This is a genomic window from Mesorhizobium sp. C277A (assembly GCF_040324395.1).
Lineage (GTDB): Bacteria > Pseudomonadota > Alphaproteobacteria > Rhizobiales > Rhizobiaceae > Mesorhizobium.
On the sequence record NZ_JAMYVW010000002.1, the window covers coordinates 3,144,417 to 3,157,129 of the forward strand.

Consider the following 12,713-nt stretch of genomic DNA (forward strand, 5'->3'; position numbering starts at 1 on the left):
AACGGCTGGTGATCGGCATGGCCGCCATCGCCTTCGTGTTCTTGACGGCCACAGCCGACGCACGTGAGCTGAGGGTCTGCGCCGATCCGAACAACATGCCGTTCTCCAACGCGGCCGGTCAGGGCTTCGAGAACAGGATCGCCGAAATCGTTGCGTCCGATCTCGGCGCGAAGCTGACCTATACCTGGTGGGCGCAGCGCCGCGGCTTCATCCGAAACACGCTGAAGGCCGGTCTATGCGATCTCGTGCCGGGCACGCCGAGCAACCTCGAAATGCTGCGCACCACCACGCCCTACTACCGATCGTCTTATGTCTTCGTCACCCGCAGGGACGGCCCCGACGTAGCATCGTTCAATGATCCGCGGCTGCGCGACATGCGGATCGGTGTTCAGCTCATCGGCGACGATGGCGCCAATTCGCCTCCGGTCCAGGCGCTTGGCCGCCGAGGTATCGTCGGGCACCTCGTTGGCTATCCGGTCTATGGCGATTATTCCGCCCCCAACCCGCCGGCGCGCATCGTCGAAGCGGTGGCGAGTGGCGAGATCGACCTTGCCGTGGTCTGGGGCCCCCTCGCCGGCTACTTCGCCGCCAGGCAGAAGGTGCCGCTCCGCATCACGCCGGTTGCGCCCCGCATCGACGGACCGCAACTGCCGATGATCTACGACATCTCGATGGGCGTCCGCCGCGAAGACGATGCGCTGCGCGGCGATGTCAATGGCGCCCTGTCCAGGCACAAGGTCGAGATAGATGCCTTGCTGTCACAGTATGGCGTGCCGCGCCTCGATGCCCCGGGGAGCCCGGTGCGATGAGAGCCGCGGTGGCCATGCTCCTGTTTCCAGTCCTGGCGCTCGCTGCCTGCCAGCGCGAGGAACGTGACACGCGCCCGCAATCGGCGCTCGGATCGGGCGAGCAGCCGACGCCTGTGACCACGCTGGAGCCCGGCGGACAGCGGCCCCCCGCCAGCGACAACAAGGCGGCGAGCTTCGAGGCCAACGCCTTCCACATGAGCGAAGGGAAACGGCTTTTCGGCTGGTTCAACTGTTCGGGATGCCACGCCAATGGCGGCGGCGGCATGGGGCCGGCCCTGATGGACCAAAAGTGGCTCTATGGCAGCTCGATCGAAAGCATCCATGCCACGATCCGCGACGGTCGGCCAAACGGCATGCCGAGCTTCCGCGACAAGATTCCCGACGACCAGATCTGGGAGCTTGCGGCTTTCGTGCGCTCGCTGAGCGGCAACGCGCCGTCTTCCGCCGCGCCGCAACGCAATGACGACATGATGGCGCATCCTTCGGAAAACCGCATGCCCGACGCGGCCACGCTGGGGAAGTCGCCGTGAAACGTCTCGTCTCGATGGCGTTCGCCACCGCCGGGGCTCTGTTGCTCCAGGGATGCGCGGGCTGGCAATCCGCCCTCGACCCGAAAGGTCCCGCGGCGAGCGAACTGGCATGGCTGATCTGGTTCTTCACCGCGCTCTGCGCCGTGGTGTGGGTGCTGGTGATGATCGCCCTTGTCGTGCCTTTGATGATGGGGTCGCGCGCGCAGGCGGAGCCGCTCGCGATCGAGGCCGGCGCCGACGACCGGAAGCTGCGCGCGGTGATGACCGCCGTCGGGTTGACCGCCATTGTCCTGATCGGACTGACCTTGCTGAGCTTCTTCGCCAACAGGACGCTCGCCGCGATCGGCTCGGATGCCGCGCTGACCATTCGGGTCACCGGCCATCAATGGTGGTGGGAGGTGCGCTATGAGGATGCCACGCCAAGCCGCATCCTGACCACGGCGAACGAGATCCATATCCCCGCCGGGGAACCGGTGAAGCTTCTTCTGACCTCGACCGACGTCATCCATTCCTTCTGGATTCCGAGCCTTTCGGGCAAGCTCGACCTCATTCCCGGCCACATGAACGTGCTCGACCTCAAGGCCGACAAGCCTGGTGTTTACCGAGGTCAATGCGCCGAGTTCTGCGGGGCGCAGCACGCAAACATGGGTACCTTCATCATCGCCGAGCCGCGTGCGAAGTTCGACGCCTGGTGGAACGACCAGTTGCAGCCGGCAGCTACTCCGACGGGGGACGAGGCCAAGGCCGGCCAGGATCTGTTTCTGAAGCGCCCTTGCGTGATGTGTCACAGAATAGGCGGCACGCCTGCCGGAGGAACGGTCGCCCCCGACCTCACCCATATAGCCAGCCGGCAGACGCTTGCCGCCGGGACATTGACCATGAGCCGCGGCAATCTCGCCGCCTGGATAGCCGACCCACAGGGCATCAAGCCCGGATCCCACATGCCGGTGGTGGAGCTCAGCGGCGACGAACTCAACGCCATGGTCGCCTATCTCGAGGCGCTTAAATGAGCAGCGCGGATCTCACAAGCGAACGCGACCTGCCGCGCGAAACGCCCGCCACAGGCGACGTCGCACCCGAGCATGACGGACCGCGCGACACCGGCATGGACGATGCCAGCCTGGATCGCTGGCTGGCGCGGACATGGCGCACGCCCCCCGGCATCATCGGCGCGCTGTCGAGCGTCGACCACAAGGTCGTCGCACGGCGCTATCTGATCACCGCCTTCGTGTTTCTGTGCCTGGGCGGGCTCAACGCTGTCGCCATGCGCATCCAGCTCTCAGGGCCGCAGCGCGGTCTGATCGGCCCGGACCTCTACAACCAGCTGTTCACGATGCATGGTGTGACCATGATGTTCCTGTTCGCCGTGCCCATCGTGCAGGCGACAGGCATCTATCTCGTCCCGCTGATGGTCGGCAGCCGCAACATCGCCTTTCCCCGCCTGAACGCGTTCAGCTACTGGATCTATGTTTCGGGCGGCATATTCGCCTGGGTGTCTTTCGCGCTCAACATGGCGCCCGACGTCGGCTGGTTTGCTTATGTGCCGCTGTCAGGCCCCGAATTCGCGCCGGGCAAGCGGGCCGACGTCTGGGCCCAGATGATCACTTATACAGAAGTATCCTCCCTGGCCGTCGCGGTGGCAACCATCGTCACCGTGTTCAAGCAGCGAGCCCCCGGCATGTCGCTGGACAGGATTCCGCTCTACGTCTGGGCAATGCTGGTTACCTCCTTCGTCGTCGTCTTCGCCATGCCCGCGGTGATGATCACCTCGACCTTCCTGATCCTCGACCGGCTGGTCGGCACACATATCTTCAACCCGGCCGAGGGCGGCGACGCACTGCTCTTCCAGCATCTGTTCTGGTTCTTTGGCCATCCCGAGGTCTACATCATCTTCCTGCCGGCGACGGGCATGGTCTCCGCGATCATCCCGGTCTTCGCCCGGCGTCCCGTGTTCGGGCATCTCGGGCTGGTCTTGTCGCTGATCGCCGTCGGCTTCCTTTCGTTCGGCCTCTGGGTCCATCACATGTTCGCGACGGGACTACCCAAGCTCGGCGCCAGCTTCTTCACCGCGTCGAGCATGCTGATCGCCATCCCCAATGGCGTTCAGATCTTCTGCTGGCTGGCGACCTTGTGGGACGGCAGGCCGGTGATCCGCACGCCGCTGCTGTTCGTGTTCGGCTTCTTTTTCATCTTCGTCATCGGCGGCCTCACCGGCGTCATGCTCGCTTCGGTGCCGCTGGACCTCCAGGTGCACGACACCTATTTCGTCGTCGCCCATTTCCATTACGTGCTGATCGGCGGTTCGGTCTTCCCGCTGCTGGGCGCGGCCTATTTCTGGTTCCCCAAGATCAGCGGCCGCATGATGAGCGAGCGTCTCGGGCGCTGGCATTTCTGGCTGGCTTTCATCGGCTTCAACGCGGCTTTTTTCCCAATGCATCTCGTCGGGCTCTGGGGCATGCCACGCAGGGTCTACACCTATCCGGCCGAGCTTGGCTGGGGCAACATCAACCTGTTCATCAGCGCCGGCGCGGTGCTCTTTTTCCTCAGCTTCGTACTGTTCACGTTCAATCTTGTACACGGCGCGTTGAAGGGCGCACTGGCCGGAAACAATCCCTGGGATGCCGGTACGCTCGAATGGGCGACGTCTTCGCCGCCGCCAAGCTATAATTTCGCGCGGATACCGATTGTCACGCATGTCGAGCCGCTCTGGGCCGAACGGGAGGCGCTGCCTGTGGCGACCGGTCTCCGCGTCGATGTCCGTGAGCTGTTGATCTCAACCGTGGCGGAAGCCCACCCCGACATTCGCGAGAAATCGGCGACACCGTCGATCTGGCCGCTGCTGGCGGCAATCGCTGTCGGCGGTACGTTTGTCTATTCGATCTTCACGCCCTGGGCGATCGTCTGGGGCGCCGCGCCGATCGCCATCACCTTGATCGGATGGTTCTGGCCCAAGGACGACCCGGAGGATGAGGGATGAGTGAGCGTCCCAGCTTGGATCTTTCGGACCTCCCAACCTTTGGACATGGTCCGCGCAGCCCGACCTGGTGGGGAACGCTCGGCTTCATGGCGCTGGAAGGCATGGGCTTTGCGTTGGCCGCCGGCGCTTATCTCTATCTCGCCACTTTGTGGCCCAACTGGCGTCTAAGCGCCCCGCACCCCAACCATTGGCCCGGAACGATCGTCACCATCCTGTTCATTATCAGCGTGGTGCCGAATCACATCCTCCACGGCCATGCCAAGCAATGCGCGATCGTGCCGGTGCGGATCGGGCTGGTGGTGATGTCGCTGCTCGGTCTGGCCCCGCTTGTCGTGCGCTGGTTCGAATTCCCGGCGCTGAACATCTACTGGGACACGAACGCCTACGGCTCGATGCTCTGGGTGCTGCTCGGGCTGCACACCACACACCTGATCACCGATGTCGGCGACACCATCGTTTTGACGGTGCTGATGTTCACACGCCATGGCTATAGCGGCCGGCGCTTCGGCGATGTCGGCGACAATGTCTTCTATTGGGATTTCGTGGTGCTGACCTGGATCCCGATCTATCTGCTCATCTACTGGATGCCGAGGCTAGGCTGATGCGTGCGTTGAAAATGGGAACGTCCTGGGGTGGTCTTCTGTCGGGGCCGATGGCTTGGGCAATCTCGACGCAGCTGAACTACGCACTCGTACCATGGCAGTGCAACCGCCAGGTGCCGGTGGTGCTTCCCGTGGCACTGGTGCTCGCCGTGCTTTCGCTGCTCGGCGGTGCCTTGTCATGGCGGGCGAAGCGGCAGGGCGGCGCCGCCTTCAAGCCTGAGCGCACGCGCAGCACCGAGCAGTTCGTCGCCGATCTCGGCATGCTTGCGGCATTGCTGTTTGCCCTCGTCATCATCATGCAAGGCAGCGCGGCTCTCATTCTCGACGAGTGCCTGCGATGAGCTTCGACGCGTTCTTCTCGACCTCGATCTGCTACGGCGCCGGCGCGCCCGAGGCCGGATGGACGCTCGCATTTCCCATCACGTTTCCGCTGGCCGCGATTGCCTTCCTTTATGCCATCGGAGCGACTCGGTTGTGGCGCCGCAGCAGCCGAGGCCGTCCCGAGCGGATGCGGCAGGCGTTGTTGTTCGCCGCCGGTTGGGGCGTGCTGACGGCAGCACTGGTCAGCCCCATCCATGCGCTCGGCGAGCGGGTGTTTGCCGCCCATATGATCGAGCATGAACTGCTGATGGCGGTGGCGGCGCCTCTCCTTGTCGCCGCGTGCCCAGGCGCAGTCCTGCTCTGGTCCTTGCCGGCCTCACTTCGCCGTGGAACGGGCAAGCTCACGCGCGCAAAGACGCTGCAATCGGTTTGGGCCCTGGTGATCCGCCCCCTCAACGCGACGATCATTCACGGCGTCGCCATCTGGATCTGGCACATTCCGGCGTTGTTCCAGGCAGCGCTCCAGCAGGGCTTTCTCCATTATGCCCAGCATGCGAGCTTCCTCGGCACAGCCTTGCTGTTCTGGTGGGCGCTCCTACCGCGCCCCGGTCGACAGCAAACCTATGGCAACTCCGTCATGCATCTTTTCTTCACCTCGCTTCATACCGGCCTGCTCGGTGTCCTGCTGCTGATGTCGCCCAAACTCTGGTATCCGGAGAATGGCGCCGGCGCGGCATTGTGGGGAATGACCGCGATCGAGGACCAGCAGCTCGCCGGATTGGTAATGTGGGTTCCGGCAGGCTTGATCTATGGCGGCGCCGCCTTGCTGCTCGCCGGCCTCTGGATAAGCAGCAGCGCAACCAGGGAGGCAACACATGCGCTCCGACCTGGGTAGGCTGATCGGGGGCGCCCTTGCCGCAATCCTGCTGCTGGCTGCGGCTGTCGCAGCGGCGACTTTGTGGTCCGACAGGCGCGAGCGCGTCCGGCACGAGTCGGATGCGGCGACCGGCGGCGTAGGCGCCCGCGCCATTCCAATCATGACGGCGAATGGCTGCTCCGGCTGCCATACGATACCCGGCGTGCCGGGTGCGCAAGGCCAGGTCGGACCCCGCCTAGACGGTGGCCTTGCCGACAGGGTCTTTATCGGTGGCCTGCTGGCAAACAATCCGGAGAACATGATCCGCTGGATACGCTCGGCGAGGGAAGTCAATCCGCACACGGCCATGCCGTCGACGAGGATCACCGAGCAACAGGCGCGGGACATCGCCGCTTATCTCTATGCGTTGAGGTAATTCATCCCTCGCCGCCGCGCCGGGACCACAAGCCGCGGCCGGGATCGTAGCCGATGACCGCCGCGAGGAAGAAGGCGATGAGGCAGCCAAGGACCACAATCGCCGCGACAGGATCGAACCGCAGATAGAGCGCGAAGCGTATCAGCTCGACCGCCGAGCTGAACGGGTTCCAGGCGGCGATTGTTGCCAGCACCGGTCCCGCCTCGGCAAGCCGCCACAGCGGATAGAGCGCCGTCGAGGCAAAGAACACCGGAAAGATGACGAAATTCATGACACCGGCAAAGTTCTCCATCTGTGTCGAAACCGAGGAGACAAGCAGGCCGAACGCGCCAAGCATCAGGCCCGCCAGCACGAGCGCCGGAAATACCGCGACGTAGCCGAGAACGGGCGGCCGCACATCCCAGAAACGCGCGATCAACAGAAACAAATAGACCAGCGGCACGCCGACGATCACGCTGGCCAGCAGGCGCGCCGCAAGCAGGTACCAGCGCGGCAATGGTGCGGTCAGCAACAAGCGCATGCTGCCCATCTCGCGATCGTAGACCATGGCCAGCGAACTCGCCATGGCATGGAAGAGCAGCATCATGGCCGCTAGCCCGGGCACCACATACACGTCATAGAGAACATAGGTCTGGTAGGGTGGCGTGATCGACAGACCGAGAACGGAGCGGAAGCCAGCGGCAAAGATTGCCAGCCAGACCAGCGGCCGTACCATCGCCGAGAGCAGCCGGCCGCGTTGCCGCAACGTGCGCAGCATCTCCCTGCGCAGGATGCCGTTGAGCGCGCGCACCGCGTGAGACGTTTTCATTCGGACTCCGTCAGCGACGCGAAGGCCTCGCCCGTGCTCGCTACACCGAGATCGGTAGCCAGGCGATCGGCGCGGCCGGCCCACCGCATTGTGCCTCGATGCAGCACCACCACATCGTCATCCGCCGTTAGTTCTTCCAGAAAATGTGTTGCCCACAGGACGGCAATGCCGCGCTCGCGGCAAAGCTCCCGCACGTGCCGCTCGAGCGCGCGGCGGCCAGGCACGTCGAGCCCGGTGGTCGGCTCATCCAGCAGCAAAAGGCGTGGGCTATGCATCAGAGCGCGTGCTATCTCGACACGGCGACGCTGCCCCCCGGAAAGCGCTCGGGCAGGATCGTCGATCCTGTCCAGCACGTCCAGCCGGCCGAGTTCGTGGATGGAGCGCTCCTTGCTCAAGGCCTGGCTAAGCCCATGCAAGGCCGCGTGGTAACGCAGGTTCTCGCCGGCCGTCAGATCGAGATCGAGGGTCGGCAACTGGAAGACGACCCCCATCTGCGTCAACGCGGCGGACGAGTTGACATCCATCGCCTGGTCGAAGACATGCACCGAGCCGGAGCGGGCGTGATAAAGCCCGGTGATCAGCGAGAACAACGTCGTCTTGCCGGCGCCATTGCGGCCTAGCAAGATGCACATCTTGCCTTGGGCCACAGAGAAAGAAACGCCGTCGAGAACCCGCCGGTTTCCGAAACTATGGCCCAGATTCTCGACCGACAAGGCGTTCATGGCCCGATCACGACGCCCCACGGCCCCCGCCCTACCGGCAGCGATTTCACCACCTCCTGGTTTTCCAGATCGATAAACGAGATATCGCCGGAATTCCCGTTTGCGCTGACCAGGCGCTTCTCGTCGCCGGAGAGCGCAACGTGCCAGGGTCGTTGACCAACAAGGTAGAGCCGACGGACCGCCAGCGTTTTCACATCGACTTCCGCAATCCTGTTGGCGGGGCCGAGCGCCACATAGACGGTCGTGCCATCGCGGGACGTCGCCATGCCGACCGCCTGCACACCCTCGCGTCGTATACCCGGCACCTCGAACTCGACTTTGCCAGTCTGCGCGCGCGTTGCCGTGTCGAAGACGGTGACGGTGCCCCGGATCTCCGAGGACACCCAGAATTGCTTCCCGTCCGACGAGAATAAAGCCGCGCGAGGCCGGGTATCGACCAGCAGATTGTCGACGAGTTCAAGCGTGCCTGCGTCGATCAGATGCACCATGCTGGTGGTCTCCGAAGTGCAGGCGACATAGCGGCCGTCGGCGCTGGCCGCCATTCCTTCCGGTTCGACGCCGACATCCACGGTGCCGATGACCTTGGCCGCGGCGATGTCCACCACCGACACCAGATTGTCATTCTCGTTGGCGACGAACAGCCGCTTGCCATCGGGATGGACTGCGAAGAATTCCGGATCGGCTCCCGAAGGCAATTCCCCGACGACCCGCCGCTTCGCGACGTCGACCACGTCGATGCGGTTGTCGTCGCCTTCCGCGACGAACAGCATCTTGTTGTCGATCGACAGTGCCAGCCCGCGCGGACGGCGGCCGACATCGATCGTCGCCAGCAAAGTCATTGTCACGCCGTCGACGACCGCGACGGTATTATCCTGCTCATTGGAAACGTAGATGGTCTCGGCGGCGGCGGGAGCAGCAAGAGCGAACGCCGCCAACAACAGCGTCATCAGAACTTGCATGTGCTCTCCTCCAGGTCGATGCCCAGCGTGTCGAGCGGCGTGCGCTGATGCAGGAAACCCGGTTGCGGTGAGCTGGAAATCAAGAGGCGAGGCCCGGCGATCAAAATGGGCTGGCGCATCTGTCCGTCCCAAGGACGGAAACTAAGCCCCTGCCCCTTGAAGCCAGCGAGAAGAAACGCGTCGCCGCGTATATATCTGCCGATTGCCGCGGGATCGAGACTGTGCAGGCGCGTCGCCGCTTCGCCGATACTGCGCACAGCGAGCCAGGCCGCGTAGTCGCTGGGCAACATCCAGCGCCCTGCCTGCCTGTGGAAACGGTCCTGCAGTTGCGTGGCGCCCCATTCCTCGCTGACAGCGCTCCAGCCTATGGCGACAAGCCCTTGCGTGCCGGCGACGATTCTCGGCAGCGCAGTGCGGCCCTCCAGATAGGCGCCGAATTCATCCGCCTCGTCGGCGACCACGAGCACATCATAGTCGCTGACCTGCGTGACCGCCGGTATTTCGGTCTGCAGCGTGACATGCCCTGTATCGGCACGTCCGTTGGCGGGCCTGAATGTCCACGGCTGGTCGATCGTGATCTCGGCTCCGAAGCGAGCCGCCGCCCGTCGAAAGGCCGCAGCCATCGCCTGATCCTGCGAATGCGGCCCCACAAGCAGGAACCAACGCTGCCAGCGCTTCCAGGCGAGATATTGCGCCAGCCCGTCGGCGAGCATGGCGCGGCTCGGGATCGTGTGCAGCACGTTCCGACGGCAGTCCTGCTGGCGAAGCTCGTCGTCCGGCGCCCGGCTGTTGAACAACGTCATCTGCTCGGCACCGGGCGCGGCACTGGCCTGTAGAAGCTGACGGGCGTCGAGATCGGCGATGACAAAGGCGATGCCGGCATCGGCGAATTGTCTTACCGCGTCGTCCGGCGTTTCGGTTGGTTTCAATATCCTTTCCTCCAGCCGAAATTTCTGCCCAAGAAACCGGCCGGTGCTTTCGTCGTCGGCAATGCCGAGCCGTGCGCCTTGCAGGCCGTCGTCGGTGACGGTTTCATCAAGGGGTCCAAGGGGCAGAGCCGGTTTGCGCTCCTGGCCGATATACCCGATCACCATCGTCTGTTGCTCGGTGGCGCCAGGGCCGGTGATCAGCAAAAGAAAGAGAAGGCCCAGCAACAGTCTCATTGTGTCGCCCCCAGCCCAAAGCGCGACGATCCCGCTTCATGGCCACCAGAGATTGCGACATCGCGCACGATGCGCGCCGGCGATCCCTCCAGAACAATAACCCGATCACCCAGCGACGAGGCATAGGCGAGATCATGCGTAACCAGCAGCGTGGTAGTCCGCCGACTGGCGAAACAATCCTGCAGCAGGCGGCGCATGGCTTGCGCGGTCGCCTCGTCGAGTGAAGCGAATGGCTCGTCGAGGAGCAGGAGCGCAGGCTCCACGGCGAGCGCCCGGGCAAGCGCTACGCGCCGCGCCATGCCGCCCGAGAGTCGCTGCGGATAGCTCTTCTCATTGCCTTTCAGGCCGACAGCGGCAAGCCACCGGGCCGCATCGGGCGCGCGATCCGGGATGGCCATCTCTACATTGCGCAAGGCGGTGAGCCAGGGCAGCAGCCTCGGTGTCTGGAACAGCATGCCTATCGGAAGCGGTCGTCCGCTCACGCTGCCGCGAAATTCGCGGTCGACGCCCGAAACGATCGACAGCAGCGTCGACTTGCCGACACCGGAAGGGCCGGTCAGGACGCAGACCTGTCCGTCGGCTATATCAAGCGACAGCGCGCGAAAGATCGTCCGGCGCTGTCCGTCGTCACCGGGGAAAGTCTTGTCCTCGATCCTGATCCTCAGCATCAGCGTCGCCAGGCGAACAGACGACGTTCCAACGGCACAAGCAGTCCATACTCTATGGCAAGCATCACAACGCCGAAGCTGATCGCATAGGCAAGGATGTGGGTGACGTCGAAGTTCTGAAAATAGACCTGTAGCTGGAACCCGACGCCGTTGGAGCGGCCGAGCAGTTCGGCGAGCAACACGATCTTCCACGTTAGTGCCAGCCCGCTGCGCAGGGTGACGAGAAAGAACGGCGCCAATTGCGGCAGCACGACATGCTGCAGCTTTGCAGCACGCCCGAAGCGATAGAGCTCAGCCATTTCGGCAAAGTCCTTGTCCAGCCGGCTGGCGCCTTCACGAATAGTCACCACGACATTGGGGATCTTGTTGAGCGCGACCGCAAGGACAAGCGCAGTCTCGGCAAGACCAAGCCAGATATAAATTAGAATGACCGTGATCAGCGCCGGCATGTTGAGGAGTAACACGATCCAAGGCCTCATCCATATGTCGGCTCTGTGCGAGCGGCCTGCCGCGTAGCCAAGGGCCGCGCCGATGACGATTGCCGACCCGAGGCTTGCCACGACGCGCGCAAGCGAGATGCCCAAATGGTATGGCAGCTCGCCCCGAACCACTTCGTGCAGGAGAACCGAAACAACCTGGACCGGACCAGGAAACAGGCGATCGGCGGCGATCGATGATGCAATCTGCCAGACGAGCACCATGGTCAGCAATGCCGCAGTGGATTGCGGACGCTGCATTGTGATGTGGAACGCTGGGACATCGGTCATTGGCGCGAGCTCAAGCCGGTATGGCCCGGAAGACACCAGGATCGAGGCTCGTCGCCTTGCCGACCAGATCCTCGCCGCCCAATTCGGCCAGGATTGCAAACAACCGGGCCGCGCCATCACGTTCGTCTTTGCCGAACCGACGAGGGATTCCGGCTCGATAGGCGGCGCGTAACGCCGCCTGTAGGTGAGGATCGTCCGTGCCCAATTGGGGCGCGAGCACCCGCCATTCGTCGTCCGAAGACTCGAGCAGCGACTTCGCTGCCGCGGTCGCGCTCGTGAATCGCGCGAGGGCTATCGGGTTGGCCCGCGCCCAGCTTTCATGGAAGACGTAGCCGAGCATCGGCAAGTCCACTGATACGCCAAGCCCCTGCAGGATTTGCGCGACACTGAGCAGAGGCCTTGCCCCCTCTGACTCGAGACGGGCGGCGAAATTCCAGAACGTCAGCAGTGCATCCAGTCGCCCCGCCAGAAATTCCTGCTCCAACAAAGGCGGCGCGCCGAACACTGGCTCCACCTCTTCAGCAAGATCGCGCTTCACCTGACGGAGGCCGAGCGCGCGCAACAGGATCCAGCTTTTGTCCAGCGGACCACCTGCGATCCCCAGCCTTTTGCCCTTGAGGTCCGCAAGAGTTCGAATGGGCGAGCCTTGCGGCAGTTCCAGCGCGCCGACGGCACGAGAATAGGGATAGAAGACCAGATCAGCGCCTTCGCTGCGCTGGCGCATGACCCACACCCAGTCCGAAACGATGACGTCGACGCTGCCCGCCAGCAATGCGGTCTTACCGGCTTCGGTACCGGCAAGCCGCTGAGCCTCGATTGATACGCCGTGCATGGTGTCCAACGCATGTCGCCGCATGACGTCAACTTCCCACGCGGCGGTGCCAAATCCCAGCACGCCAAATCGCACGAGCGGCGACGGCTGTGACGCGGCTTCTGCGGAAGCACCCAACAGCCAGCAACAAATACCCGCAAGAGCGGCCCGCCGCGAGATGTGACCCTGATCATGCCGGGTCAGCCATTCGCCTGGAAGGGTAGCAGTCAGCACGGGCGCACCGGGTGTGAAGGAACATTCCTAACGCCGTGGCGGCAGGAATG

General features: G+C 63.8%; 15 protein-coding genes. 8 read left to right on the forward strand and 7 right to left on the reverse strand.

Annotated features, from left to right (window positions below):
- Positions 1-17: 17 nt before the first annotated feature.
- Genes NKK52_RS15585 through NKK52_RS15620 form a run of 8 tightly spaced genes read left to right on the forward strand, consistent with a single transcriptional unit; the run spans position 18 to position 6,531 of the window.
- The gene (locus NKK52_RS15585; protein WP_023668012.1) at positions 18-809 is read left to right on the forward strand and encodes a substrate-binding domain-containing protein; all 792 of its coding nucleotides are present in this window, start codon (positions 18-20) and stop codon (positions 807-809) included.
- Positions 806-1,339, forward strand: coding sequence for a c-type cytochrome (locus NKK52_RS15590; RefSeq protein ID WP_023681119.1), 534 nt, complete (start codon positions 806-808; stop codon positions 1,337-1,339). The genes NKK52_RS15585 and NKK52_RS15590 overlap by 4 nt, the downstream gene beginning before the upstream one ends.
- The gene (coxB, locus tag NKK52_RS15595) at positions 1,336-2,349 is read left to right on the forward strand and encodes a cytochrome c oxidase subunit II (RefSeq protein WP_023681118.1); all 1,014 of its coding nucleotides are present in this window, start codon (positions 1,336-1,338) and stop codon (positions 2,347-2,349) included. Before NKK52_RS15590 ends, coxB begins: the two co-directional genes overlap by 4 nt.
- The gene (ctaD, locus tag NKK52_RS15600) at positions 2,346-4,316 is read left to right on the forward strand and encodes a cytochrome c oxidase subunit I (protein ID WP_023681117.1); all 1,971 of its coding nucleotides are present in this window, start codon (positions 2,346-2,348) and stop codon (positions 4,314-4,316) included. Before coxB ends, ctaD begins: the two co-directional genes overlap by 4 nt.
- Positions 4,313-4,918, forward strand: coding sequence for a cytochrome c oxidase subunit 3 (locus NKK52_RS15605; RefSeq protein ID WP_023681116.1), 606 nt, complete (start codon positions 4,313-4,315; stop codon positions 4,916-4,918). Before ctaD ends, NKK52_RS15605 begins: the two co-directional genes overlap by 4 nt.
- Positions 4,918-5,259: a hypothetical protein gene (locus NKK52_RS15610; RefSeq protein WP_023681115.1), complete on the forward strand. Its 342-nt coding sequence runs from the start codon at positions 4,918-4,920 to the stop codon at positions 5,257-5,259. Before NKK52_RS15605 ends, NKK52_RS15610 begins: the two co-directional genes overlap by 1 nt.
- Complete coding sequence (locus NKK52_RS15615; RefSeq protein ID WP_023681114.1) at positions 5,256-6,134, forward strand: cytochrome c oxidase assembly protein; 879 nt, start codon at positions 5,256-5,258, stop codon at positions 6,132-6,134. The genes NKK52_RS15610 and NKK52_RS15615 overlap by 4 nt, the downstream gene beginning before the upstream one ends.
- Complete coding sequence (locus NKK52_RS15620) at positions 6,115-6,531, forward strand: c-type cytochrome (RefSeq protein WP_023681113.1); 417 nt, start codon at positions 6,115-6,117, stop codon at positions 6,529-6,531. Before NKK52_RS15615 ends, NKK52_RS15620 begins: the two co-directional genes overlap by 20 nt.
- 1 nt (position 6,532) lies before the next feature.
- Here the strand turns inward: NKK52_RS15620 and NKK52_RS15625 are convergent, their stop codons facing one another.
- Genes NKK52_RS15625 through NKK52_RS15655 form a run of 7 tightly spaced genes read right to left on the reverse strand, consistent with a single transcriptional unit; the run spans position 6,533 to position 12,663 of the window.
- Positions 6,533-7,339: a lanthanide ABC transporter permease protein PedC gene (locus NKK52_RS15625; protein WP_023681112.1), complete on the reverse strand. Its 807-nt coding sequence runs from the start codon at positions 7,337-7,339 to the stop codon at positions 6,533-6,535.
- Positions 7,336-8,061, reverse strand: coding sequence for a lanthanide ABC transporter ATP-binding protein PedB/LutE (locus NKK52_RS15630; RefSeq protein ID WP_023681111.1), 726 nt, complete (start codon positions 8,059-8,061; stop codon positions 7,336-7,338). Before NKK52_RS15630 ends, NKK52_RS15625 begins: the two co-directional genes overlap by 4 nt.
- Positions 8,058-9,020, reverse strand: a complete 963-nt coding sequence (locus NKK52_RS15635) for a PQQ-dependent catabolism-associated beta-propeller protein (protein WP_023681110.1) — start codon at positions 9,018-9,020, stop codon at positions 8,058-8,060. The genes NKK52_RS15630 and NKK52_RS15635 overlap by 4 nt, the downstream gene beginning before the upstream one ends.
- A complete protein-coding gene (locus NKK52_RS15640) occupies positions 9,008-10,183 on the reverse strand; it encodes a lanthanide ABC transporter ABC transporter substrate-binding protein PedA1 (protein ID WP_023668001.1) in 1,176 nt (391 codons plus the stop codon). Before NKK52_RS15640 ends, NKK52_RS15635 begins: the two co-directional genes overlap by 13 nt.
- Positions 10,180-10,851 (reverse strand): ABC transporter ATP-binding protein, encoded by a 672-nt coding sequence (locus NKK52_RS15645; protein WP_023668000.1) that lies wholly within the window; start codon positions 10,849-10,851, stop codon positions 10,180-10,182. Before NKK52_RS15645 ends, NKK52_RS15640 begins: the two co-directional genes overlap by 4 nt.
- A complete protein-coding gene (locus NKK52_RS15650) occupies positions 10,851-11,618 on the reverse strand; it encodes an ABC transporter permease (RefSeq protein WP_023681108.1) in 768 nt (255 codons plus the stop codon). Before NKK52_RS15650 ends, NKK52_RS15645 begins: the two co-directional genes overlap by 1 nt.
- A 10-nt stretch (positions 11,619-11,628) precedes the next feature.
- Positions 11,629-12,663 (reverse strand): ABC transporter substrate-binding protein, encoded by a 1,035-nt coding sequence (locus NKK52_RS15655; RefSeq protein ID WP_031203619.1) that lies wholly within the window; start codon positions 12,661-12,663, stop codon positions 11,629-11,631.
- Positions 12,664-12,713 lie beyond the last annotated feature (50 nt).